This window comes from Enterobacter cloacae complex sp. P14RS, from assembly GCF_014895895.1.
In the GTDB taxonomy this organism is placed as follows: Bacteria; Pseudomonadota; Gammaproteobacteria; order Enterobacterales; family Enterobacteriaceae; genus Enterobacter; species Enterobacter bugandensis.
The window spans coordinates 30,142-53,960 of the sequence record NZ_JADBQM010000020.1 but is presented as its reverse complement, the minus strand read 5'-3'; the positions used below and the strand labels follow the sequence as shown (position 1 = coordinate 53,960).

Genomic DNA, 23,819 nt, shown 5'->3' with positions numbered 1-23,819 from the left:
CAACGTTTCTCGCTCATTTCAACTTGGGTTAATCCGTTATTTTACCCTTTTCCACGGTAAACATCTTCGAATTTTCGTCCGACATGTCCATAACGTGTTCAGCGCTAATGGCGCTGACGAAAACCTGCGACTGCGTGGCTTTTAAGCGGCTGGCAAGCAGCCCGCGCCGCGCGTCGTCAAGTTCCGAGGCAAAATCATCTATCAGGTACAGGCAGCGTCGTCCGCTCTCGCGGGTGAGGAACTCCCCCTGCGCCAGGCGTAGCGCGCACATCAGGAGCTTGAGCTGCCCGCGCGACAGCGTGTCTTCCACTGGCGCACCGTCGGCACGAATGCGGAAATCCGCCTTGTGCGGGCCGTGCGCGGTGTAGGTCAACATCCGGTCGCGCTCGAAGCTTCTCTCTAACACCTCGGCATAATCCGTCTCTTTCTCCCAGCCACGCTGGAAGGAGAAGGTGAGAGAGAACTCGGGTAAAAACTGTTTGCAGGTGTCGGCCATATCTTCGGCGATACCCGCGCTGTATTCGGCACGCCAGCGGCTTATCTGTTCCGCAAGAGGGATGAGTTCCATGTCCCACGGACGCAGCTGGGCGTAGCGCGTGACCTGGCGCAACGCGGCGTTACGCTGTTTAAGCAAACGCTTCAGGTTGCTCCAGGCGTTAAAGAAACCGGCTTCATTGTGAAAGCATCCCCAGTCGAGGAACGCTCTTCTGTATTTGGGGCCGCCGTTGAGTAAAGTAAACCCCTCGGGCGTAATCAGCTGCATTGGCATCAGCAGCGCCAGCTCCGCCACCTTATGGCCGTCGGTGCCGTCGATGCGCACCTTGCTATCGCCCTGCTTGTCTTTGGTCAGGCCGATGGCGGTTTCCCGCTCTGCGCCCTGCAAACGCCCGTGCAGAACAAAGGATTCCTGCTCGTGGCGAATGACGCGACCAATCTGCAAACTGCGAAACGCCCGGCCGTGGCCGAGCGTATAGATGGCTTCCAGCACGCTGGTTTTGCCGCTGCCGTTCGCGCCAACCAGAAAGTTAAAGCCGGGGGATAATGCGAGATCCGCGCTTTCGATATTGCGAAAGTCGCGGATCAACAGACGGGTGAGCGACATTACAGTCTCATTGGCATGACAACATAAGCCGCGCTTTGGCTGGCCGCATCTTCAATCTGTACGCTCGAAACGGAGTCGGTCAGCAGAATGCGCACATTCTCGCATTTCAGTGCATTGAGCACATCCAGCACGTAGCTGACGTTGAAGCCGATTTCCATCTCAGCCCCGGCGTAGGTGACGTCCAGAATCTCTTCTGCCTCTTCCTGCTCCGGGTTGTTGGCGGTGATTTTGATCTGGTTTTCACTCACGTACAGGCGTACGCCGCGGAATTTCTCGTTCGAGAGAATGGCCGCGCGGGCAAACGCCTGCTTGAGGCTATCGCAGCCCGCTTCCAGCGTTTTGTCCGGGTTCTTCGGCAATACGCGGCGATAATCCGGGAAACGGCCATCAACCAGCTTCGAAGTGAAGACAAAATCGCCCACGTGGGCACGGATGTTATTGCTGCCAATCTGCACCCGCAGCGGCGTGTCACCGCCGTCGAGCATACGCATCAGTTCAATCACGCCTTTACGCGGCACGATCACCGAATGGTTCGGCAGTGAGTCGCCAATCGGCATGGAACAGACCGCCAGACGGTGGCCGTCTGTGGCCACGGTACGCAGCTCTTCACCTTCGGTTTCGAACAGCATGCCGTTTAAGTAGTAACGAACGTCCTGATGCGCCATGGAGAACTGCGTGGCTTCAATCAGACGCTTCATCGTCGCCTGCGGAAGAGTGAATTCTACTTCACTCTGCCAGTCGTCCAGGTTCGGGAAGTCCGCAGCGGGCAGCGTGGAGAGCGAGAAACGGCTGCGGCCAGAGCGCACCAGCATGCGGTCGCCTTCCAGCTGCACGGCGATTTCAGCGCCTTCCGGCAACCCGCGGCAAATATCAAAGAATTTACGTGCCGGAACCGTGGTCGCGCCCGCGTCGTGCGGCTGCGTCAACGTAACGCGCGCGATCATTTCCATTTCCAGATCTGTACCGGTCAGCGACAGCGTACCGTCCGCGACCTGAAGCAGCAGGTTTCCGAGAATAGGCAGCGTTGGGCGGCCGCCTAATGGGCCACTCACCTGTTGCAGCGGTTTTAATAAATGTTCACGTTCAACGGTAAATTTCATAGCGTCACGATGATAATGTTCTGATTAGATTGGAAAAATCTTCTTTTATGTCGTGGCTTTCTTCGCGTAACTGCTCAATCTTGCGACACGCGTGCAGCACGGTCGTATGGTCACGGCCACCAAACGCATCCCCGATTTCCGGCAGACTGTGGTTGGTTAACTCCTTTGCCAGCGCCATCGCCATCTGACGCGGACGCGCCACCGAGCGGGAACGACGTTTAGACAGTAAATCTGCCACTTTGATCTTGTAGTACTCAGCCACCGTCTTTTGAATATTGTCGATGGTGACCAGTTTTTCCTGCAATGCCAACAAATCGCGCAGCGCTTCACGCACAAAATCGATGGTGATCGCACGACCGGTGAAGTTGGCATTGGCGATAACGCGGTTCAGCGCCCCTTCCAGCTCACGCACGTTGGAGCGCAGGCGCTTGGCGATGAAGAACGCCACTTCACCCGGCAGGCGTATGTCGTTCTCATCGGCTTTCTTCATCAGGATCGCGACGCGGGTTTCCAGCTCCGGTGGCTCGATCGCCACGGTGAGGCCCCAGCCGAAGCGGGATTTGAGACGATCTTCAACACCGTTGATCTCTTTAGGATAACGATCCGAGGTCAAAATGATCTGCTGATTGCCTTCCAGCAGGGCGTTGAAGGTGTGGAAAAATTCTTCCTGCGATCGTTCTTTATTGGCAAAGAACTGGATGTCATCGATCAGCAGCGCGTCAACGGAACGGTAGTAGCGTTTAAACTCTTCGATCGCATTGTTTTGCAGGGCTTTTACCATGTCCTGAACGAAGCGCTCGGAGTGCATATACACCACTTTCGCGTTGGGCTTGCGCGCCATAATGCCGTTACCCACCGCATGCAGCAGGTGGGTTTTACCGAGACCCGTGCCGCCATACAGGAACAGCGGGTTGTAAGCACCGCCGGGGTTATCGGCAACCTGACGGGCTGCCGCGCGCGCCAGCTGGTTCGACTTACCTTCAACGAAGTTATCGAACGTGTGTTTCACGTTAACGTTAGAGCGGTAGGTTGGCTCTGCGGGGGCAGGGACGTTATCCCAGCCCTGACGAGCGGGTGCAACGCGAGGCGCCGGAGCCGGAACAGCCTGAGCGGGCGCGGCTACATTTACGGTTTCACGAACGGTTTGGGTGACCGGCTTTGTGCCCACTTCAAAACGCAGCTGTGGGACATCTGACCCGCAAAAATCGTTCAGCAGGCCATTGATGTTATTAAGGTACTTGTCTCTTACCCAATCGAGCACAAAACGGTTTGGCGCATACAAAGCCAGCGTGTTATCGCTCAGCTCCGCCTGCAACGGGCGGATCCACATACTGAATTCTGTGGCTGGTAACTCATCCTGCAATCGGGCAAGACACTGCTGCCAAAGCGAAAGTGACACGGCGGACTCCACTCGAACAATAAAAGAAAACTATTGAATATTCATGATTGTTGGCGCACATCGACATGACCCTGTGTAAAGGGGGACGTGCGAATTGCTATCTGCAATTTATCCTGACCAGGATCCTGGGATCCCGATCGGGACCGCGGATCATAGCGTAAACTGAGCCAGAGATCTTCTGTTTCTCACAGATTCTTCCCGATTTATCCACAGGAAGATCCGAAACCGGGTAAGTGTAAACGATCCTGGCGCGAGTGCCCCGCGATTTAGCCCGCATATTGGAAAATTTAATGAGCAGCGACAATTTATTGCTTAAATGATCTAACGAAGATCCGGGACGATCCTTGCGCTTTGTTGGCGAGGCCGTATAATCCTCGACCCGGCGCGTGATGCTCATCTTCCTGCGTCGTCCGTTGCTCATTTTCCACGCGAAATCGTGCGGAAATACGCGGGAAATAAGGAAAGAGAATTGACTCCGGAGTGTACAATTATTACAATCCGGCCTCTTTAATCACCCACGGCTTCGGCGTCCGTCATTCGAAACTCGGTCGGGCATCCGCAAAAGTCATGAATTTTTTCAAGTTTAGGTAGAAATCGCCATGAAACGCACTTTTCAACCGTCTGTACTGAAGCGCAACCGTTCTCACGGCTTCCGTGCTCGTATGGCTACTAAAAATGGTCGTCAGGTTCTGGCACGTCGTCGTGCTAAAGGCCGCGCTCGTCTGACCGTTTCCAAGTAATAAAGCTAACCCCTGAGTGGTTAAGCTAGCATTTCCCAGGGAGTTACGTTTGTTAACTCCCACTCATTTCACTTTCGTCTTCCAGCAGCCACAACGGGCTGGCACGCCGCAAATCACCATCCTCGGCCGCCAAAATTCGCTGGGGCATCCCCGCATCGGTCTCACAGTCGCTAAGAAAAACGTTAAGCGTGCGCATGAACGCAACCGGATTAAACGTCTGACGCGTGAAAGCTTCCGTTTACGTCAGCACGAACTGCCTTCTATGGATTTCGTGGTGGTGGCTAAAAAGGGGGTTGCCGACCTCGATAACCGTGCTCTCTCGGAAGCGTTGGAAAAATTATGGCGCCGCCACTGTCGCCTGGCTCACGGGTCCTGATAGCCCTCATTCGGGTCTATCAACGCCTGATTAGTCCGCTACTCGGGCCGCACTGCCGTTTCACACCAACATGCTCAAGCTACGGAATTGAGGCATTGCGCAGGTTTGGAGTGATAAAAGGCAGTTGGTTGACGGTGAAACGCGTATTAAAATGCCACCCTTTACACCCCGGTGGAGACGACCCCGTCCCCCCAGGACCTTTTGATACCAGAGAACACTAACGATGGATTCGCAACGCAATCTTCTTATCATCGCTTTGTTGTTCGTGTCTTTCATGATCTGGCAGGCATGGGAGCAGGATAAAAATCCTCAACCCCAGCAACAGACCACGCAGACCACGACCACCGCAGCGGGTAGCGCCGCCGACCAGGGCGTACCGGCCAGTGGCCAGGGGAAACAGATTACGGTTAAGACCGATGTGCTTGAGCTGACTATCAACACCCGTGGTGGTGATGTTGAGCAGGCGCTGCTGTTGACCTACCCGAAAGAGCTGAAGTCTAACGAACCGTTCCAGTTACTGGAAACCACACCGGAGTTCCTGTATCAGGCGCAGAGCGGCCTGACCGGTCGTGATGGCCCGGACAACCCGGCTAACGGTGCGCGTCCACTGTATAACGTCGAGAACGACACCTTTGTACTGGCTGATGGCCAGAACGAACTCGTTATCCCGATGACCTACACCGACGCGGCAGGCAACACCTTCACCAAAACCTTCACCCTGAAACGCGGTGAGTATGCGGTGAACGTGGGCTACAGCGTACAGAACGCCGGTGCGAAACCGCTGGAACTGTCTACCTTCGGTCAGCTGAAGCAGTCCATCAATCTGCCGTCACACCGTGACACCGGAAGCAGCAACTTTGCGCTGCATACCTTCCGTGGCGCGGCGTACTCCACGCCTGACGCGAAGTACGAGAAATACAAATTCGACACCATTGCCGATAACGAAAACCTGAACGTCAGCTCCAAAGGCGGTTGGGTGGCCATGCTGCAGCAGTATTTCGCGACCGCGTGGATCCCGAATAACGACGGTACGAATAACTTCTACACCGCGAACCTGGGCAACGGTATTGCAGCCATCGGCTACAAATCACAGCCTGTTCTGGTTCAGCCGGGTCAAACCGGTAAGCTGGCAAGCACCCTGTGGGTCGGCCCGGAAATTCAGGACAAAATGGCTGCCGTCGCGCCTCACCTGGATCTGACCGTTGATTACGGCTGGTTGTGGTTCATCTCTCAGCCGCTGTTTAAGCTGCTGAAGTTCATCCACAGCTTCCTGGGTAACTGGGGCTTCTCCATCATCGTTATCACCTTCATCGTTCGTGGCATCATGTACCCGCTGACCAAAGCGCAGTACACCTCCATGGCGAAGATGCGCATGCTGCAGCCGAAGATTCAGGCGATGCGTGAGCGTCTGGGCGATGATAAACAGCGTCAGAGCCAGGAAATGATGGCCCTGTATAAGGCAGAGAAAGTGAACCCACTGGGTGGTTGCTTCCCGCTGCTGATTCAGATGCCAATCTTCCTTGCGTTGTACTACATGCTGATGGGTTCCGTTGAGCTGCGCCACGCGCCGTTCGCCCTGTGGATCCATGACCTGTCCGCACAGGACCCGTACTACATCCTGCCGATCCTGATGGGCGTGACGATGTTCTTCATCCAGAAGATGTCGCCAACCACCGTGACCGACCCGATGCAGCAGAAGATCATGACCTTTATGCCGGTCATCTTCACCGTGTTCTTCCTGTGGTTCCCGTCAGGTCTGGTGCTGTACTATATCGTCAGCAACCTGGTGACCATCATCCAGCAGCAGCTGATTTACCGTGGTCTGGAAAAACGTGGCCTGCATAGCCGCGAAAAGAAAAAGTCCTGATTCGGTAAGATAACGCTAAAATAAGGGCGGTCGATTGACCGCCTTTTTTATTTGTATTGAACGAGACCAACCATGAGCCATAACGACACTATCGTCGCCCAGGCAACCCCACCGGGACGCGGTGGTGTAGGCATTCTGCGTATCTCCGGCCTGAAGGCGCGCGAGGTGGCCGAAGCGGTGCTGGGTAAACTGCCAAAGCCGCGCTACGCTGATTACCTGCCGTTTAAAGATGCCGACGGCACGCCGCTGGACCAGGGCATTGCGCTGTGGTTCCCCGGCCCGAACTCCTTTACCGGAGAAGACGTGCTGGAACTTCAGGGCCACGGCGGCCCGGTTATCCTCGACCTGCTGTTAAAACGTATCCTGACCCTGCCGGGCCTGCGCATTGCGAAGCCGGGCGAGTTCTCCGAACGTGCCTTCCTCAACGACAAGCTCGACCTGGCGCAGGCGGAGGCTATTGCTGACCTGATCGATGCCAGTTCTGAACAGGCGGCCCGCTCCGCCCTTAACTCGCTGCAGGGGGCATTCTCCGCGCGTGTGAATCACCTTGTGGAAGCACTTACTCACCTGCGAATCTATGTCGAAGCGGCTATCGACTTCCCGGACGAGGAAATCGACTTCCTCTCTGACGGTAAAATCGAAGCACAGCTGAACCAGGTGATGAGCGATCTGGATGCCGTCCGCGCCGAAGCGCGTCAGGGCAGCCTGCTGCGTGAAGGGATGAAGGTCGTCATTGCTGGTCGCCCTAACGCCGGGAAATCGAGCCTGCTGAACGCCCTGGCGGGCCGTGAAGCGGCGATCGTCACCGACATAGCCGGGACCACCCGCGACGTGCTGCGCGAGCATATCCACATCGACGGGATGCCGCTGCACATTATCGATACCGCGGGTCTGCGCGATGCCAGCGACGAGGTTGAGCGCATCGGTATCGAGCGCGCCTGGCAGGAGATTGAGCAGGCCGACCGCGTGCTGTTTATGGTGGACGGCACCACGACCGACGCCGTTGACCCAGCGGAGATCTGGCCGGACTTTATCGCCCGTCTGCCGGCCAAACTGCCAATCACCGTAGTGCGCAACAAGGCAGACGTGACCGGCGAAACGCTGGGCATCACCGATGTGAATGGTCACTCACTTATTCGCCTGTCGGCGCGGACGGGTGAAGGCGTGGACGACCTGCGTAATCATCTCAAGCAGAGCATGGGCTTTGACACCAGCATGGAAGGTGGCTTCCTGGCGCGTCGCCGTCACCTGCAGGCGCTGGAAGAGGCGGCACGCCATCTTGACCAGGGCAAAGCGCAGCTGATTGGTGCGTGGGCGGGTGAACTGCTGGCGGAAGAGCTGCGTCTGGCGCAGCAGAATCTAAGCGAGATCACCGGGGAGTTTACGTCGGACGATCTGCTGGGACGGATCTTTTCGAGCTTCTGTATCGGTAAATAGTTTCCGCTAATTGATGGTGATTTCCTCTCAGGAAATCACCATTGTCCAAATGGCAACTCGCCTAAACCCTTTTCACCCCCTATTCTGCATGCCTGCATTTATGGGGGGTTTATGGCGCGTTTTCTGTTTTGTAGTTTCGCATTAGTTCTGCTTTATCCGTCGGGTATTGATATGTATCTGGTGGGATTACCGCACATCGCCCGCGATCTGGGTGCCAGCGAAGCGCAGCTGCATATCGCGTTTTCGGCCTACCTCGCAGGAATGGCGTCGTCGATGGTCTTTGCCGGGAAGATCGCGGATAAGGCTGGCCGTCAGCCCGTCGCAATTACCGGAGCCATCATCTTTGTCCTGGCCTCTCTTCTCTGCTCACAGGCACAGAACAGCTCCTTGTTCCTGGCAGGAAGGTTCATCCAGGGCATTGGTGCCGGCGGCTGTTACGTGGTGGCGTTTGCTATTTTGCGCGACACCTTAAGCGCCCAGCGCCGTGCTAAAGTGCTCTCCATGCTGAACGGGATAACCTGCATCATTCCGGTCCTGGCACCGGTTGTAGGCTATCTGATCATGCTGAAATTCCCGTGGCAGAGCCTGTTCTGGACCATGGCTGCAATGGGCGCCCTGGTCTTTATGCTGTCGATCGCCGTACTGAAAGAGACCCACCCGGGCTCGCAGAACACCGGCCATACCGCGACCATTCATCCGGCAGAGAAACTTCTCAATCGCTTTTTCCTCAGCCGTCTGGCCGTAACCACGTTAAGCGTGGCGGTGATCCTGACGTATGTAAACGTTTCCCCGGTGTTGCTGATGGAGACCATGGGTTTCGATCGCGGTGAGTATTCAACGGTGATGGCATTAACCGCTATGGTCAGTATGGCAGTATCTTTCTCCACCCCGTTTGCGCTGAATATCTTCCGCCAGCGCACGCTGATGCTGACCTCGCAGGTACTGTTTCTCGCCGCAGGTGTGGTTCTGGCAACCACCAGTTCGCATGCGCTGATGCTGGCGGGCATTACCCTCATCTGTGCCGGGTTCTCGGTTGGCTTTGGCGTGGCGATGAGTCAGGCGCTCGGCCCGTTCTCGCTGCGGGCAGGCGTGGCAAGCTCGGTCCTGGGGATCGCGCAGGTCTGCGGTTCGTCTCTGTGGATATGGCTGGCGGCGGTCATCGGACTTAACGCGCTCAATATGCTGATCGGGATTCTGATTGGCTGTAGCATAGTCTGCATCACCTTACTTATGGTCATCCAGCCCGCGGCACAGTATGAAGAAGCCCATCAGCAGTCTCGATCTTAACCTGTTGCTTTGCCTGCAGCTTTTGCTGCAGGAGCGCAGCGTCACCAAAGCCGCAAAGCGGATGAACGTGACGCCGTCGGCGGTGAGTAAATCGCTGGCCAGGCTGCGCGACTGGTTTGACGACCCGCTGTTTGTCAAAACGCCGTTAGGGCTGCTGCCTACGCCGCTGACGGTCAGCCTGGAGCAGGATTTGGCCGACTGGATGCAGATCGGCAACCAGATCCTCGATAAATCTCACCATGATTCGCCAGGCGGGCTGACGTTTGTGCTGGCCGCCGAAACGCCGCTGATGCTCATCCGCTTTAACGCCCTGCTTGAGCAGGTGAACCAGCGTTATCCGCAGGCGACGGTGAAGATGCGTCACTGGGATTACGACTCGCTGGACGCCATTACGCGCGGGGAAGTGGACGTTGGCTTCACCGGTCGCGAAACCCACCCGCGCTCGCGTGAACTGCTGAAGCTGATGCCGTGGTTTATCGACTACGAAATCCTGTTTAGCGACCGTCCATACGTCTATTTGCGTGAGGACCACCCCGCTCTGCAGGAGGAGTGGAATCTGGAGACCTTCCTGCGCTATCCCCATATCAGTATCTTCTGGGAACGGAGCGACACCTGGGCGCTGGATGAGGTGCTAAAAGAGATGGGGCGGGAGAGAAACATTGCCATGTGTTTGCCGGGCTTTGAGCAGTCGATGTTTATGGCGGCGCAGCCCGGCCATAACTATATCGCCACGGCTCCCCACTACTGTCGCCACTACAATGAACTCCACCAGCGGAAGCTGATCGCGCTTCCTATTCCCATTGACGAAGCGCAGGCTGAAAAGCTGACCGTTCCCTTCACGCTGATCTGGCATAAACGGAACAGCCATAATCCGAAAATCCTCTGGCTGCGGGAGACCATCAAGGCATTGTACGGTGGCAGCGATCCAATTTTTGCCTAAGAAAATGTAAAGTTCGGCCTTCAGGCTTCTCTTACTCCGATTTACTGATTAAAACAGGAGTCAAGTTAAGCGATAATCATGTAACCGTTTAACCGATTACGACCATTATCAAGGAGCGAAAAATGGCAACGCACTTTGCAAGAGGGATACTTACAGAAGGACGTCTCGTATCGGCCAGACTCTCTTCAGCCTGTCACAGTGAGGCGCTCAAACTCCCCGAACACCGCAGGACGCGGTTTTTAGCCTCGAGAGCACTTCTCGCAGAACTGCTGTTTATGCTGTACGGCACCAGCGAACTCCCGGAGATCGTCACGCAACCAGAAGGCCGCCCGGTCTTTGCTGACCCGGAACTCCCCCGTTTTTCCATTGCCTATACGGGCAATATCATTGGCGTGGCGCTGACCACCGAAGGGGATTGCGGGCTGGATATGGAGCTTCAGCGTGCGACGCGGAGCTTCCACGGCGCAAGCCCGCACGACGACTACCCGCTCTCCAGTAATGAGAAGCTGTGGGTACGCAACCAGAACGACTCCGTCGAGGCCAGAGCCCAGCTCATCACCCTGCGCCAGAGTATTCGCAAACTCTGCGGATGCGCTTCAGACGACGCCAGCCTGTTGCAATTGTTGCCCGGCTCCGGACGCCTGCGTGCCGCTAAAGCTACGCTTGTAGAGGCGCTCAGCGATGCAGAAGATGTGTTGATATGGTCTGTTGCAGTTAGCCCAGCCATCGAACGGCTAAAGATTTGGGAATTTGACAGTAAAGAGGGATGGAGTAGCCTTCCGGATGTGCCCGAGCGCGCCAACGAGCCCGCCGCACGCCTGATGCGTTTAACCAGTTTACCGGCAGAAAAAGCATTTACCCATAGCTGATCCAATCAGGGTCATCATGATGAAACAGGAGTAATCATGTCTGATACGTTGAAAGTAGTTACGTTACTGGGAAGCCTGCGCAAAGATTCATTTAACGGAATGGTTGCCCGCACGCTGCCGCAGCTGGCCCCGGCAGGTATGGAAATTAGCGCCCTGCCATCTATTGGCGATATCCCGCTGTATGATGCAGATGTCCAGCAGGAAGAGGGGTTCCCGCAGAGCGTGGAGGCGATAGCCGAGCAGATCCGCCAGGCCGACGGTGTGGTCATTGTCACGCCGGAGTATAACTACTCGGTTCCGGGTGGCCTGAAGAACGCCATTGACTGGTTATCCCGTTTACCGGAGCAGCCGCTGTCTGGCAAACCGGTGCTGATCCAGACCAGCTCAATGGGCGCGATTGGTGGCGCACGCTGCCAGTATCACCTGCGTCAGATCCTGGTGTTCCTGGATGCGATGGTGATGAACAAGCCGGAATTTATGGGCGGTGTGATTCAAAACAAGGTCGACCCGCAGACGGGTGAAGTGGTGGATCAGAGCACGCGTGACCATCTCTCTGGCCAGCTGACCGCGTTTGGGGATTATATTAAGCGGGTTAAAGCCTGATAAAAAAGCCCGGTGGCGCTAGCGCTTACCGGGCCTACACTCGTCTGTAGGTCAGGTAAGCGAAGCGCCACCTGACACCACAAACCGCACCTTAGTGCGCGTCAATAAACACAATCTTCAACACAAACAGCAGCGCAACGATAATCACGCACGGGCTGAGTTCGCGGAAGCGGCCGGTACCGATCTTCATTACGCAGTAAGAGATAAAGCCCAGCGCGATACCTTCGGTGATCGAGAAGCTGAACGGCATCATCACGGCGGTAATAAAGGCCGGCACCGCTTCGGTTAAATCTTCCCACTTCACGCGCGCCAGGCTCGAGGTCATCAGCACGCCCACGTAAATCAGCGCGCCGGCAGCCGCATACGGTGGAACCATACCCGCCAGCGGAGAGAGGAAGATCACCAGCAGGAACAGGATACCCACCACCACCGCCGTCAGGCCGGTGCGGCCCCCCACGGAGACGCCGGAAGAGGATTCAATGTAAGCGGTAACAGACGAGGTGCCGATGAAAGAACCCGCCACGGACGAGATGCTGTCCACATACAGCGCCTGCTTCATGCGCGGGAATTTGCCTTTCTCGTCAGCCAGACCCGCTTTGTCCGTCACGCCAATCAGCGTACCGGAGGAGTCAAACAGGTTGACCAGCATGAAGGAGAAGATCACGCCCGCCAGGCCCAGATTCAGGGAACCCGCCAGGTCAACGTGACCAATCACGGTAGAGACGCTCGGCGGCGCAGAGACAATACCGCTGTAATGCACGTCACCCAGCATCCAGCCCAGCAGCGTGGTCACGATGATAGAGACCAGCACCGCAGCGTGGATGTTGCGCGACGCCAGGATCGCGATGATGAAGAAGCCCAGCACGCCCAGCAGCACGCTGTGCGAGGTCAGGTTACCGATGCTCACCAGCGTTTCCGGGTTCGCCACGATCACACCGGCGTTTTTCAGCCCCATCATACCGATGAACAGACCGATACCGCTGGTGATACCCACGCGCAGGCTCACCGGGATATTGGCAATCATCCAGTAGCGGACGCGGAAGATGGTCAGCAGCAGCAGGCCGACCGCACCCCAGAAGATAGCGCCCATACCAACCTGCCACGGCAGGCCCATCGCCTGAACCACCACGAACGCGAAGAACGCATTCAGGCCCATCGCCGGGGCCAGCGCCACGGGCAGGTTAGCGAAAACGCCCATCAGGATGCTGCCAAGAGCCGCGATCAGACAGGTGGTAACAAAGACGGCGCTGGTGTCCATGCCAGCGACGCCCAGAATTTGCGGGTTTACAAAAACGATATAGACCATCGTCAGGAAGGTGGTGAAACCGGCGATCACTTCGGTGCGTGCCGTTGTGCCGTGCTCGCGCAGTTTGAATACGCGCTCAAGCAGACCCTGACCAGATGTCTGGGTTGTGTGTTGTTGACTCATCATCAATTTCCGAACAAGGAGGGAAAATTCGTCGCTATCCTATACCAAAATGCGACAATAGTGGCGGTTACGGGATACTTTTTTCATTGATTATGCTTATACGGCAACGATTGCGTCTCGTAAATCTGTCGTACGTAAACGTTAAACTTGTTAAAAGGGAAGGGCATGTCCGGAATTGAAGCGGTATTTTTCGACTGTGACGGTACGCTGGTCGACAGTGAGGTCATTTGTTCCCGCGCGTATGTCGCCATGTTCCAGGAATTTGGCATTACGCTCGATCTCGAAGAGGTGTTCAAACGCTTTAAGGGCGTGAAGCTGTACGAGATCATCGACATCATTAACGAAGAGCACGGTGTCAATCTGGCGAAAGCGGATCTGGAACCGGTGTACCGCGCCGAGGTCGCACGCCTCTTCGACTCAGAACTGGAAGTTATTGCCGGGGCTAACGCGCTGCTGGATGCGATGACGGTGCCAATCTGCGTAGTTTCCAACGGTCCGGTCAGCAAAATGCAGCATTCACTGGGCAAGCTTGAAATGCTGCACCACTTTCCGGAAAAACTGTTCAGCGGCTACGATATCCAGCGCTGGAAGCCCGATCCGGCCCTGATGTTCCACGCGGCGAAAGCGATGAACGTCAACGTGGAGAACTGCATTCTGGTGGATGACTCGCCTGCGGGCGCCCAGTCGGGGATTGATGCGGGGATGGAGGTGTTTTACTTCTGTGCCGATCCGCACAACAAGCCGATCGATCATCCAAAAGTGACGACCTTTACCGATCTGGCGCAATTGCCAGAGTTGTGGAAGGCACGCGGGTGGGATATTACGCGTTAAGCTAACGTAGGGCGGGTAAGCGCCAGCGCCACCCGCCACAAACATCACTCTTTCGGATCTTTACCCGCCAGCAGCTTGTCCAGCTCGTCGCCGCCCACGTGACGGAAGTCCTGACCCTTCACGAAGTAGAAAATATATTCGCAAATGTTCTGGCAGCGGTCGCCGATACGCTCGATAGAGCGCGCGCAGAACAGGGCCGTCAGCACGCTAGGGATGGTACGGGAATCTTCCATCATGTAGGTCATCAGCTGACGCACAATGCCTTCATACTCCTGGTCGACTTTCTTGTCTTCACGGTAGATACGCACCGCTTCATCCAGATCCATACGCGCAAAGGCATCCAGCACGTCGTGCAGCATCTGCACAGTGTGGCGGCCCAGCGACTCCAGGCTCACCAGCAGCGGCTGATGCTGCTGGGAAAACTTCTCCAGCGCGGTGCGGCAGATTTTATCCGCCACGTCACCAATACGTTCCAGCTCGGCGATGGTTTTAATGATCGCCATTACCAGACGCAGGTCGCTCGCGGTCGGCTGACGCTTGGCGATAATACGCACGCAGGCTTCATCGATCGCCACTTCCATCATGTTGACGTTATGGTCGCCTTCGATGACGCGCTTCGCCAGCTCGCTGTCCTGGTTATGCATTGCCGTAATCGCATCAGAAAGCTGCTGCTCAACCATGCCACCCATGGTCATCACCTGCGTGCGAATACTTTCCAGCTCTGCGTTGAACTGGCCTGAAATGTGTTTATTAAGATTGAGGTTGTCCATGGTTTCTCCACATGCACTAAGGCAAATCAACCGTAGCGGCCAGTAATATAATCTTCGGTTTGTTTCTTCGCGGGCCGGGTGAACAGCGCGTCCGTATCGCTGAACTCAATCAACTCGCCCAGGTACATAAACGCCGTGTGATCTGAGCAACGCGCAGCCTGCTGCATGTTGTGGGTCACGATAACCACGGTGTAATCCTGCTTCAGCTCGGTGATCAGCTCTTCAATACGACCGGTTGAAATCGGGTCCAGCGCTGAGCACGGCTCATCCAGCAGCAAGACTTCCGGGCGAATGGCGATACCGCGCGCAATGCACAGACGCTGCTGTTGACCACCGGAGAGAGAGTACCCGCTCTGATGAAGTTTATCTTTGGTTTCGTTCCATAATGCGGCCTTGGTCAATGCCCACTGCACGCGCTCGTCCATGTCCGCACGGGAGAGCTTCTCAAACAGGCGAACGCCAAACGCGATGTTGTCATAGATGGACATCGGGAACGGCGTCGGTTTCTGGAAGACCATCCCCACTTTAGCGCGCAGCAGGGCGATATCCTGGGCCTGGGTCAGAATATTTTCGCCATCCAGGATAATTTCACCTTCAGCGCGCTGCTCCGGATAGAGCGAATACATTTTGTTAAAGGTACGCAGCAGCGTGGACTTGCCACAGCCAGACGGACCGATGAATGCCGTGACCTGGTTCTTCGCGATATCCAGGTTGATGTTCTTCAGGGCATGGAATTTGCCGTAGTAGAAGTTCAAATCACGAACCTGAATCTTACCCGGGGCAGTATCAACCATACTCATTGACTCATTTCCTCATTCGACGCCGCGAGCTGCCGCGCCGTAAAAAATTAACCGTGTTTCTTCTTCGCGAAAATGACGCGCGCCAGAATGTTCAGCAACAGTACGCAAAGGGTGATGATCAGCACCCCGGCCCAGGCCAGCTGCTGCCATTCCGCGAATGGGCTCATCGCAAATTTAAAGATCGTCACCGGCAGGTTGGCGATCGGCTGCATCATGTCCGTGCTCCAGAACTGGTTGGAGAGGGCAGTAAACAGCAGCGGTGCCGTTTCACCGGCAATACGGGCGATAGCCAGCAGGATACCGGTCATGATCCCGGAGACCGACGCTTTGAGGGTGATCGCAGAAATCATTTTCCATTTCGGCGTACCCAGCGCGTAAGCGGCTTCACGCAGGCTATCCGGCACCAGTTTCAGCATGTTTTCGGTGGTACGAATGACGATAGGCACCTGCAGCAGCGCCAGCGCAATGACACCCGCCCAGCCGGAGAAGTGTTCCATTTGCGCGACTACGATGGTGTAAACAAACAGGCCCACGACAATCGACGGAGCGGAAAGCAGGATGTCGTTAATGAAGCGAATCACCTCTGCCAGCCAGGATTTACGCCCGTACTCGGCCAGGTAGATGCCGGCCATGATGCCCAGCGGCGTACCGAAAACGGTCGCCCACAGGATCAGCAGGCCGCTGCCCGCCAGGGCGTTCGCCAGACCACCACCCGCCGTATTTGGCGGCGGCGTCATCTCGGTGAACAGCGCCAGAGACATTCCATCAATACCACGGGTGATGGTGGACATCAGGATCCAGATCAGCCAGAACAGGCCGAATGCCATCGTTGCCATGGAAAGCGTCAGCGCAATGCGGTTTTTAAAACGACGCTTCGCCTGCATTTTGCGGCGGGATTCGGCAAGCTGAGCGGTGCTTTGCATTTCGAGAGTTGCCATCAGCGTGCCCCCTCATTTTTCGCGAGACGCAGGATCATCAGCTTGGAAATCGCCAAAACAATGAAGGTGATAACGAACAGAATCAGACCCAGTTCCATCAGCGCTGCGACGTGAAGCCCGGATTCCGCTTCGGCAAATTCGTTTGCCAGCGCGGAGGTAATACTGTTACCCGGCATATAGAGTGAAGCGCTGTCGAGCTGGTAGGTGTTACCGATGATAAAGGTGACCGCCATAGTTTCACCCAGCGCGCGACCTAAGCCCAGCATTACGCCGCCGATCACCCCATTTTTGGTGAACGGAAGGACAATGCGCCAGATAACTTCCCAGGTGGTACAGCCGATGCCGTAGGCCGACTCTTTCATCATCACCGGGGTTTGTTCGAAGACATCGCGCATTACCGCCGCAATGTACGGAATAATCATGATGGCGAGGATCACACCTGCCGCCAGAATACCGATACCGAATGCCGGGCCAGAGAACAGGGCTCCCACAAACGGAACGGCGGAGAGAACATTACCTACCGGCTCCTGGAAATACGTGGCAAACAGCGGCGCAAAGATAAACAGGCCCCACATGCCGTATACGATACTTGGGATGGCCGCCAGCAGTTCGATGGCAATACCCAGCGGGCGACGCAGCCAGCCCGGCGCCAGTTCCGTCAGGAACAGCGCAATACCGAAGCTTACCGGAACAGCAATCAGCAGGGCGATGAACGAGGTCACCAGCGTACCGTAAATCGGCACCAGCGCACCGTAGATATCGTTCGGCGCGTCCCACTCTTTGGTCCACAGGAAGGAGAAACCGAATTTCTGAATGCTCGGCCAGGAGGAGAAAATCAGAGACACGATAATGCCGCCCAGCAGCAATAGCACAATCAGCGCAGCCAGTTTGACCAGCGCGCCGAAAATCATGTCACCTTTTTTACCCGGAGGGTTAAATGCAGGCTTGGTTGCAGCCATAAATCACTCTTCTGTTAAACGCGTTTACGAAATCGGCGGGTAAGCGCAAGCGCCACCCGCCATTTTCGTCAGAATGCTAAATTAATACAATGCTTTACCGCTGCTGTCTTTCACGTTGGTTTTCCATGCAGCACGAATCTGCTCAACCACGCTGTCTGGCAGGCTGGCGTAATCCAGGTCGTTAGCCTGTTTGCCGCCGTTTTTGTATGCCCAATCAAAGAACTTCAGCACTTCAGTACCTTGCTCTGGTTTCTTCTGATCTTTGTGAATCAGAATGAACGTTGTAGAAGTGATTGGCCACGCGTTGTCACCTTTCTGGTTAGTCAGATCCTGTGCGAAGGATTTGCTCCAGTCAGCGCCTTTCGCTGCGTTAGCGAAGTTCTCTTCAGTTGGGCTAACCGGTTTGCCGTCAGCAGAAACCAGTTTGGTGTAAGCCAGGTTGTTCTGCTTAGCGTAAGCGTATTCTACGTAACCGATAGAGCCCGGCAGACGCTGTACGAAGGCAGCGATGCCGTCGTTACCTTTACCGCCCAGACCGGTTGGCCAGTTAACGGTAGAGCCGGAGCCGACTTTCGATTTCCACTCTTCGTTCACTTTTGCCAGGTAGCTGGTGAACACGAAGGAGGTACCAGAGCCGTCAGCGCGGCGAACCACAGCGATGTTCTGCGAAGGCAGCTTAACGCCCGGGTTCAGCTTAGTGATGGCTTCGTCATCCCATTTTTTGATTTTGCCCAGGTAGATGTCGCCCAGGGTTTTGCCGTCCAGCACCAGCTCGCCTGATTTCAGGCCAGGGATGTTAACGGCCAGCACAACGCCGCCGATCACGGTCGGGAACTGGAACAGGCCTTCCTGATTCAGTTTTTCATCAGACAGCGGTGCGTCGGATGCGCCGAAATCAACGGTATTCGCGGTAATTTGTTTTACGCCACCGGAGGAGCCGATACCCTGATAGTTAACCTTGTTACCGGTTTCTTTCTGGTAGGTATCCGCCCATTTGGCATACACCGGCGCAGGGAAGGTTGCACCAGCGCCAGTCAGGCTTGCTGCTGCAAAAGCAGAGAAAGCGCTCAGAGATAAGGTCGCGGCGACAACAGTTGCGACAGTGGTACGCATAACTTTCATAATGTCTCCTGCAAGGATTTCGTAAATCATTGTTTAAGTGGCTACGATGAGCAAAATAGGACAAACAGGTGACAGATAAATGTACGAAATATGACAGTTTTATGACAATCAACGTGTTTGAGTTAAGGTAATGATTTTAATACAAATAAAATCATATCCCTGTCATGATAATGTCACACTGAGATGCGTTAAGCCTGGTTCAAAGATGTGAATATGACAACGGCTGTCATAAACAGCCGTTGTCATTAATTTTGAATTTCGAGGGTCAGGGTTGCCCAGGCTTCAAAGGCGCCGGGCTTCGGAATACTCCCCGTCGCGCTGGCCGGAGCGGCAGAGAAGGTGAGCGAGTTAACTTCGGCGCCCCCCTGGTTGGCTCCCATATCCATCTCCATGCTCCCCCCATTGACGTTGACGACGCGGTCCCATTTATCATAAATAACGATCCCTACATCATCATTGCCGTTCACTTTCATCATCGTGCCGTCAGCGTCAACGGGATCGGCATGGAAAGCGGATCGGACGATGTTCTCATCCAGCATGCCGGTACATTTCACCTGAATCATCTTGCGGATTTTGCGGCTACCGACCGCCTCGCCTTTGGTGGCGGAAAACGCGCTGGCGGGAATTTTTCCAAAATCAATTTCCAGCGACTGACCCGGCGCAATCTCGCAGTTTTGCGGTACCACGATGTCTCCGGCAATTTTTATTTCGGCGAGCTTCTCGGTGCTTGCCACAGAGGACGCTTCATCAATACCGCCGTAGAGCGTGGCAATCGTCGTACCCGGAACGGTAACTTTTCCAATAAAGGGCTTGTCGATTAAAAACGATAATTTTACCTGAGAGCCGGTATCAAGCGTTGCCTCTGAGCCTTCTTCACCGGAGGCATAGCAGTAAATACCAGATGTCACCCGGTTGGGCTCGGCTTCAAAGGGAACGGGGAGATAGTCACGTCCCAGCACGTGAATGGAGGACGCAATACTGAGGTGATCGTTCAACCTGTAGTAGGTATATCCGTTTTTAACGGTATTAACGCTTAAGGGCGAACGTGCGGTGAAGTAGACGCTACGATACGTTGTGGTGAAATGGCTCAGGCAGTTACATCCCAGTTTATACTGGGAAGGCGATTGCAGGGTCGTTAGATCGCGCACCTCGGTTCCCGCCTGGTTTTTATCTGCCGGTATTTCTGCCCCGTTAAGATTCAGATTGAAAATATAGGTGCCGCCGATGGCGAAACACACCCCGCCTTCTGTCGTCGCGGCGTGGGAAAAAGGGGTAAAAAGCAGCATGGCAACTGCTATAAAAGTGATACGTCGTTTCATCTCATTTCCCTATTGGCACACGACCGCTGTTTGAACCAGTTCAACACCCGTTGGTTTGGGGAACTGATAATGGACCTTGCAAGGTTTTGTCTTTTCACTCCCCCACTTCAGCGTGAACGTTCCCTCTTCCGGCATGCCCGAAAGATACAGTTCGCCATTCTCGCCGGTAATGCCCGACACGCTGCCCGTCGCCAGTTCGGCAGACGCCACTGCGCCAAAGGGAACCGGTTTGCCGTTGGCCTGTGTGACCTCAAAGAGCACGCGATAGCCAACGTGGGTGATAAATTCCGCCCGCACTACCGCACCTCGCGTGGGGATGACGTTAAGCACGCTGTTCTCCAGCTCGACGTTCGCTTTTTCAAAATAGCCGCTCTCAATTTCCACACGGTTTTCATCGTAAGCGTTAAGCTGCGTTTGAACGGTGTAGCCTCGCCAGTCGGTTGCCGTACCGGTGCCGTTTTCCATTGCCAGACCGGCTGCACCGGGTGCTTTAATCAGCGCCACGGTTTCGCCCATCTCCTGCGAGAACGTCACTCCATCGCCATGCAGCAGGATCCCGCCGCGCGCGCCGTAGTTGAGCCGCTGGCTGTCCTGGTTGTAGTCATAGCTGCCGTTAACCGAACCATAGGTTCCGTCATATCCCACCCCCGCGCTGCTGCTGTACACACTGTCATCCGCATCCCAGGACTGCTGGAGGTTCCAGGAGAGATTACGGTTATCAAGCGCCGTACCGTTCAGGCCAAGCTGGTGCATTCCTTTTCCGCTGTTGTTCTGCGTGAGGCCGTAGCTCACATAGCTGTCCGGCAGCAATGCTGACAGCGGCACGGAGAACGACAGCATAAAAACCTGTTCGCTTTCTCGATCGTCGCTATCTGAATACTCCGCGCTCTGCGCCGTGGTGATGGAATCGCTGTAGTTCCAGGAGAGGTTCCAGGAAAGCGACCGCCAGACATTGCTGTAGCCAAGCTGAACCAGGCGTTCAACTTCGTCGGTTTTCCAGTACTGCTGGCGGCTCAGCGTGAGATAAATGTTCCCCATGCCATCGCCGAAATTCTGCGTCCAGGTCCCTTCAAGCCGGCTGCGTCGGTTGCCCGTTACCCAGAAATCGCGCTGACTGTTCTGGCGTGACGCCCATTCATTGAGGGTGTAGTAGCCCTGTGTTGAGTAGCGATACCCCACCAGCCTCAGCGTGGTATCCGTCTCATCAAACCGTTTCGAATAGAGAAAACGCCAGGACTGGCCGGACTCCTCTGAGTTCTCGTCCGTAAACTGCGCGCGTGCCTGGGTGATATCGACGGAAAACGCGCCAACTGTGCCCAAATCTTTGCCGACCCCCACCGCTGCCGAGCGATACGCTTCCGCGGCCTGCACGCCACCGTATACCGTTATCCCGGCAGGAAAGCCGTGCAGAACCTGCGCCTGAAAAACGTTGGGCTGGAATTCGCTTTGATCGCGCAGTTCACCCGCGCTGATATCAACGTCGGTCTGATCTTCACGCTTGAGGATGGCCAGCGAGGCGTAGGGCTGCGTGAAGTGTTGCTCACTGCCGTCTTCTTCTTTGATGGTCACGTCCAGGTCGCCGCCGGAGCTGGTGGTGTTTAAATCTTTAAGCGCAAACGGTCCCTGCGGCACGGCAGATTGATAAATGACGTAGCCATTCTGCCGAATAATCACCGTCGCATTGCTTTTCGCTACGCCCCGGACGACCGGCGCAAAGCCCGTCAGGCTGGAAGGAAGCATTTCATCATCGGTATACAGGCGCACGCCGCGCACCTGGGTACTGTCGAAGACATCGCTCGCGGTCCAGGTATCACCCAGCATGATCTGGCTGCGTAACGTCGCGAGGTTTCGCTGCACATAGGTGCTGATGGAATGGTAATCCGAATGACCGTCAATGATGTTTAGCGTGCTGTAATTGCGTAAACGCCACGCGCCAATGTTCGCCCCGTTTCGCAGGTTCAGATAGTAGAAATCGCTATTGTCGTCATCATCAGACTGCAACGTGCTGGAGCCAGAAAAGTCATAGTTCATCATCAACGCATTAATACCTTCATCCCAGCGGGCAGGATTGATGGTGCCGCGGGCGGTGGTATCAATGTAAATCTGCGGCAGCGTGACGTTGAGCAGCAGCTTATCGGTATCGAACGTCCATGTGGCGCCAGGGATCAGCGGGGTAGGGTCCACACAGGCGTTTTCGTCCAGGCGATCCAGCGAACCGATCGCCGCTACCTTAGCCCCGAGCTCCGCAAGCACCGTCCTGACGTGCTTAAAACAGGGATGCAGCCTATCGCCAGCCTTATCTTCAATAAAGGTGACCTCCCGGCTATCGATAAACTCATCGTTAACATGAATATCAACCTTATAAGAGCCCGCAGGTAACGTATTGGCGCGGTTAAACTGGTGGATATCAACATCCACCGGATGGTCAATTTCAAGAAGCGCAGGGTTAAAGATATCTTTTGCCAGCGTCACGCCTGAAAAGCCGAGAGATACCCCCGAGGCCAGCGCAATGAAAAAACGGAAACACCCCATATCAAACATCCCTATGTTTACAGCGTGACGTGAATTTCCTGACTGATTGCCCCAAAATCGTTAACGAAACGCCAGACCAGCGCGTGGCCGTTAATCCCTTCCGGAAGCGGCAAACGCACGGTGTCAAAAGGGGGAATGATGTTTAAGGGAACGTCTTTTTTATCGACGGTGACATTCATAACGTTAATATGTAGCGGGCTCGGATTTTCAATCACGAGCTGCCGGTTTTGAACACGCCATTTAACCTTCGCCGCAGCCCGTTCAGGCGTGATATTCAGGGTCGCCGGACGCCAAAAAAGTTTTATCCGCGTCTTAATCGCAATTTCGAGCGAATTGGGGTTTGAACTGGACGGTGGAATATTTTTGATGTTGAGCCAGAACAGCGATTCCCGATCGTGAGGCAGTTCGCCCTTCACTTTCATGATGCGCAATACTTTCTCCTGCCCGGCCTCCAGCCTTGAAACCGGCGGAATAACGGTAAAAGGAGGTTTATTCGACGCTGTATCGCCTTTAAAAGGATCGACCCACGTCTGTATGAGATAAGGCGTGGTCGCTTCGTTATTTTTTATGCTAATTGTCGCATCGGATTTATCGCTACTATAAACAACGCGGGTTCCGCCAATAATGACGCCAGCCGTCGACAAGGGTGTTAAAAATGAAAAAGAGAGCATGATGAACAGAGTCAACAAACGCCGTAAATACATCAGTTATCCTCACATCCTGTGGAGGAGCCTGCAAAAAGGATAAAACAGGCTCCTGGCGAACAGCTGAAGATTATTTCAGGTATTCAATGGTGAACTGGGAATCCGCGTTCGCTGTACCCGGCGTAACCGTAGCCAGCGTCTGCACAAACTTCGCTTTAAAGCCCATGTCCGCTTTGCCGTCGGTGATAGCAACATAATTTGAATTGTTATACAGCGGGATCGCCGTATCATCGTTCAGGTTGAAGAGCTTGATTGCAACGCCGGTAGCCGTAACGGCTTCACCTTCGCCGGTGTAAATACCGTCAGTATCCGCTTCACCGTTAACAGGCGTGCCAATAGACAAATATCCTTTGCCGATGGTGTCTTTATCTTCTGTTCCGTCAAAACGAACTGCTGCCTGAGTATAGGTTGCAGGGCATTTCTCCAGTTTAATATGGAAATCTTTTACTGACGCCGTTGAGTCAATGCCGGAGAACGTCGTTTTGGCAACGCGGCCGATATTCACCGTCTGATCGGCGGTATCAGGCGTCACTTCACACGTTGAATCAATAACCTCTCCGCGGAAATGAACCGTACCATCCGCAGCAAATGATTGTCCTGCCATTAACGCCGATGCGAGTGCAATCGCCACCGTAATTCCATTATTTTTCATGATAACTCCATTAATTAAATCAATATTGCGTTTATCATAAAGA

The 23,819-nt window shown here is 55.0% G+C and carries 23 protein-coding genes; 10 read left to right on the top strand and 13 right to left on the bottom strand.

The window, feature by feature from the left end:
- Nucleotides 1-28: 28 nt before the first annotated feature.
- Genes recF through dnaA form a run of 3 tightly spaced genes read right to left on the bottom strand, consistent with a single transcriptional unit; the run spans nt 29 to nt 3,601 of the window.
- Entirely contained in the window at nt 29-1,102 is a 1,074-nt protein-coding gene (recF, locus tag IM295_RS15715; RefSeq protein ID WP_045260850.1) for a DNA replication/repair protein RecF, read from the bottom strand.
- Nucleotides 1,102-2,202, bottom strand: coding sequence for a DNA polymerase III subunit beta (gene dnaN, locus IM295_RS15710; protein ID WP_008500170.1), 1,101 nt, complete (start codon nt 2,200-2,202; stop codon nt 1,102-1,104). Before dnaN ends, recF begins: the two co-directional genes overlap by 1 nt.
- A gap of 4 nt (nt 2,203-2,206) precedes the next feature.
- Nucleotides 2,207-3,601: a chromosomal replication initiator protein DnaA gene (gene dnaA, locus IM295_RS15705; protein ID WP_032644944.1), complete on the bottom strand. Its 1,395-nt coding sequence runs from the start codon at nt 3,599-3,601 to the stop codon at nt 2,207-2,209.
- Between the two features lie 599 nt (nt 3,602-4,200).
- Between dnaA and rpmH the strand changes: the two genes are divergently transcribed.
- The 9 genes from rpmH (at nt 4,201) to IM295_RS15660 (ending at nt 11,720) form a co-directional block, all read left to right on the top strand.
- Entirely contained in the window at nt 4,201-4,341 is a 141-nt protein-coding gene (gene rpmH / locus IM295_RS15700) for a 50S ribosomal protein L34 (RefSeq protein WP_000831330.1), read from the top strand.
- 16 nt (nt 4,342-4,357) lie between these two features.
- Nucleotides 4,358-4,717 (top strand): ribonuclease P protein component, encoded by a 360-nt coding sequence (rnpA, locus tag IM295_RS15695; protein WP_014072458.1) that lies wholly within the window; start codon nt 4,358-4,360, stop codon nt 4,715-4,717.
- Nucleotides 4,681-4,938, top strand: coding sequence for a membrane protein insertion efficiency factor YidD (gene yidD, locus IM295_RS15690; RefSeq protein ID WP_001307474.1), 258 nt, complete (start codon nt 4,681-4,683; stop codon nt 4,936-4,938). The genes rnpA and yidD overlap by 37 nt, the downstream gene beginning before the upstream one ends.
- 2 nt (nt 4,939-4,940) lie before the next feature.
- The gene (gene yidC, locus IM295_RS15685) at nt 4,941-6,584 is read left to right on the top strand and encodes a membrane protein insertase YidC (RefSeq protein WP_028014931.1); all 1,644 of its coding nucleotides are present in this window, start codon (nt 4,941-4,943) and stop codon (nt 6,582-6,584) included.
- A gap of 72 nt (nt 6,585-6,656) precedes the next feature.
- Nucleotides 6,657-8,021, top strand: a complete 1,365-nt coding sequence (gene mnmE / locus IM295_RS15680) for a tRNA uridine-5-carboxymethylaminomethyl(34) synthesis GTPase MnmE (protein ID WP_193066920.1) — start codon at nt 6,657-6,659, stop codon at nt 8,019-8,021.
- A gap of 111 nt (nt 8,022-8,132) precedes the next feature.
- Complete coding sequence (locus tag IM295_RS15675; protein ID WP_193066919.1) at nt 8,133-9,308, top strand: MFS transporter; 1,176 nt, start codon at nt 8,133-8,135, stop codon at nt 9,306-9,308.
- Nucleotides 9,277-10,248 carry an HTH-type transcriptional regulator YidZ gene (gene yidZ / locus IM295_RS15670; RefSeq protein WP_028014928.1) on the top strand — a complete coding sequence of 324 codons (972 nt, stop codon included), beginning with the start codon at nt 9,277-9,279 and terminating at the stop codon, nt 10,246-10,248. The genes IM295_RS15675 and yidZ overlap by 32 nt, the downstream gene beginning before the upstream one ends.
- Before the next feature lie 122 nt (nt 10,249-10,370).
- The gene (locus IM295_RS15665) at nt 10,371-11,117 is read left to right on the top strand and encodes a 4'-phosphopantetheinyl transferase superfamily protein (protein WP_047366738.1); all 747 of its coding nucleotides are present in this window, start codon (nt 10,371-10,373) and stop codon (nt 11,115-11,117) included.
- A 36-nt stretch (nt 11,118-11,153) separates the two neighbouring features.
- Nucleotides 11,154-11,720, top strand: coding sequence for an NADPH-dependent FMN reductase (locus tag IM295_RS15660; RefSeq protein ID WP_193066918.1), 567 nt, complete (start codon nt 11,154-11,156; stop codon nt 11,718-11,720).
- A gap of 91 nt (nt 11,721-11,811) precedes the next feature.
- On the opposite strand, the gene adeP is transcribed toward IM295_RS15660, so the two are convergent.
- Nucleotides 11,812-13,149 (bottom strand): adenine permease AdeP, encoded by a 1,338-nt coding sequence (gene adeP / locus IM295_RS15655; RefSeq protein ID WP_028014926.1) that lies wholly within the window; start codon nt 13,147-13,149, stop codon nt 11,812-11,814.
- Nucleotides 13,150-13,314: 165 nt separating this feature from the next.
- Between adeP and yieH the strand changes: the two genes are divergently transcribed.
- Nucleotides 13,315-13,980, top strand: a complete 666-nt coding sequence (gene yieH, locus IM295_RS15650) for a 6-phosphogluconate phosphatase (protein WP_126327367.1) — start codon at nt 13,315-13,317, stop codon at nt 13,978-13,980.
- A gap of 44 nt (nt 13,981-14,024) precedes the next feature.
- On the opposite strand, the gene phoU is transcribed toward yieH, so the two are convergent.
- The 9 genes from phoU to IM295_RS15605 form a co-directional block, all read right to left on the bottom strand.
- The gene (gene phoU / locus IM295_RS15645) at nt 14,025-14,750 is read right to left on the bottom strand and encodes a phosphate signaling complex protein PhoU (protein ID WP_003861153.1); all 726 of its coding nucleotides are present in this window, start codon (nt 14,748-14,750) and stop codon (nt 14,025-14,027) included.
- Nucleotides 14,751-14,776: 26 nt separating this feature from the next.
- Nucleotides 14,777-15,550, bottom strand: coding sequence for a phosphate ABC transporter ATP-binding protein PstB (gene pstB, locus IM295_RS15640; RefSeq protein ID WP_010426574.1), 774 nt, complete (start codon nt 15,548-15,550; stop codon nt 14,777-14,779).
- Between the two features lie 47 nt (nt 15,551-15,597).
- On the bottom strand, nt 15,598-16,488 hold the full coding sequence (pstA, locus tag IM295_RS15635; protein ID WP_014881893.1) for a phosphate ABC transporter permease PstA: 891 nt from the start codon (nt 16,486-16,488) through the stop codon (nt 15,598-15,600).
- The gene (pstC, locus tag IM295_RS15630) at nt 16,488-17,447 is read right to left on the bottom strand and encodes a phosphate ABC transporter permease PstC (RefSeq protein ID WP_028014924.1); all 960 of its coding nucleotides are present in this window, start codon (nt 17,445-17,447) and stop codon (nt 16,488-16,490) included. The genes pstA and pstC overlap by 1 nt, the downstream gene beginning before the upstream one ends.
- 81 nt (nt 17,448-17,528) lie before the next feature.
- Nucleotides 17,529-18,569, bottom strand: a complete 1,041-nt coding sequence (gene pstS, locus IM295_RS15625; protein WP_028014923.1) for a phosphate ABC transporter substrate-binding protein PstS — start codon at nt 18,567-18,569, stop codon at nt 17,529-17,531.
- A 245-nt stretch (nt 18,570-18,814) separates the two neighbouring features.
- On the bottom strand, nt 18,815-19,888 hold the full coding sequence (gene stgD / locus IM295_RS15620; protein ID WP_059357492.1) for a fimbrial protein StgD: 1,074 nt from the start codon (nt 19,886-19,888) through the stop codon (nt 18,815-18,817).
- A 9-nt stretch (nt 19,889-19,897) separates the two neighbouring features.
- Complete coding sequence (locus IM295_RS15615) at nt 19,898-22,420, bottom strand: fimbria/pilus outer membrane usher protein (RefSeq protein ID WP_193066917.1); 2,523 nt, start codon at nt 22,418-22,420, stop codon at nt 19,898-19,900.
- Nucleotides 22,421-22,437: 17 nt separating this feature from the next.
- Nucleotides 22,438-23,124 carry a fimbrial chaperone gene (locus IM295_RS15610; protein WP_047366741.1) on the bottom strand — a complete coding sequence of 229 codons (687 nt, stop codon included), beginning with the start codon at nt 23,122-23,124 and terminating at the stop codon, nt 22,438-22,440.
- Nucleotides 23,125-23,194: 70 nt separating this feature from the next.
- Entirely contained in the window at nt 23,195-23,776 is a 582-nt protein-coding gene (locus tag IM295_RS15605) for a chaperone-usher fimbrial major subunit (RefSeq protein ID WP_047366742.1), read from the bottom strand.
- Between the last annotated feature and the right edge of the window lie 43 nt (nt 23,777-23,819).

Coding starts and splice junctions, on each gene's coding strand:
- recF (WP_045260850.1), bottom strand. CDS start 1,102: ATGTCGCTCACCCGTCTGTTGATCCGCGACTTTCGCAATATCGAAAGC.
- dnaN (WP_008500170.1), bottom strand. CDS start 2,202: ATGAAATTTACCGTTGAACGTGAACATTTATTAAAACCGCTGCAACAG.
- rpmH (WP_000831330.1), top strand. CDS start 4,201: ATGAAACGCACTTTTCAACCGTCTGTACTGAAGCGCAACCGTTCTCAC.
- yidD (WP_001307474.1), top strand. CDS start 4,681: ATGGCGCCGCCACTGTCGCCTGGCTCACGGGTCCTGATAGCCCTCATT.
- yidC (WP_028014931.1), top strand. CDS start 4,941: ATGGATTCGCAACGCAATCTTCTTATCATCGCTTTGTTGTTCGTGTCT.
- mnmE (WP_193066920.1), top strand. CDS start 6,657: ATGAGCCATAACGACACTATCGTCGCCCAGGCAACCCCACCGGGACGC.
- IM295_RS15675 (WP_193066919.1), top strand. CDS start 8,133: ATGGCGCGTTTTCTGTTTTGTAGTTTCGCATTAGTTCTGCTTTATCCG.
- yidZ (WP_028014928.1), top strand. CDS start 9,277: ATGAAGAAGCCCATCAGCAGTCTCGATCTTAACCTGTTGCTTTGCCTG.
- IM295_RS15665 (WP_047366738.1), top strand. CDS start 10,371: ATGGCAACGCACTTTGCAAGAGGGATACTTACAGAAGGACGTCTCGTA.
- IM295_RS15660 (WP_193066918.1), top strand. CDS start 11,154: ATGTCTGATACGTTGAAAGTAGTTACGTTACTGGGAAGCCTGCGCAAA.
- adeP (WP_028014926.1), bottom strand. CDS start 13,149: ATGAGTCAACAACACACAACCCAGACATCTGGTCAGGGTCTGCTTGAG.
- yieH (WP_126327367.1), top strand. CDS start 13,315: ATGTCCGGAATTGAAGCGGTATTTTTCGACTGTGACGGTACGCTGGTC.
- phoU (WP_003861153.1), bottom strand. CDS start 14,750: ATGGACAACCTCAATCTTAATAAACACATTTCAGGCCAGTTCAACGCA.
- pstB (WP_010426574.1), bottom strand. CDS start 15,550: ATGAGTATGGTTGATACTGCCCCGGGTAAGATTCAGGTTCGTGATTTG.
- pstA (WP_014881893.1), bottom strand. CDS start 16,488: ATGGCAACTCTCGAAATGCAAAGCACCGCTCAGCTTGCCGAATCCCGC.
- pstC (WP_028014924.1), bottom strand. CDS start 17,447: ATGGCTGCAACCAAGCCTGCATTTAACCCTCCGGGTAAAAAAGGTGAC.
- pstS (WP_028014923.1), bottom strand. CDS start 18,569: ATGAAAGTTATGCGTACCACTGTCGCAACTGTTGTCGCCGCGACCTTA.
- stgD (WP_059357492.1), bottom strand. CDS start 19,888: ATGAAACGACGTATCACTTTTATAGCAGTTGCCATGCTGCTTTTTACC.
- IM295_RS15615 (WP_193066917.1), bottom strand. CDS start 22,420: ATGGGGTGTTTCCGTTTTTTCATTGCGCTGGCCTCGGGGGTATCTCTC.
- IM295_RS15610 (WP_047366741.1), bottom strand. CDS start 23,124: ATGTATTTACGGCGTTTGTTGACTCTGTTCATCATGCTCTCTTTTTCA.
- IM295_RS15605 (WP_047366742.1), bottom strand. CDS start 23,776: ATGAAAAATAATGGAATTACGGTGGCGATTGCACTCGCATCGGCGTTA.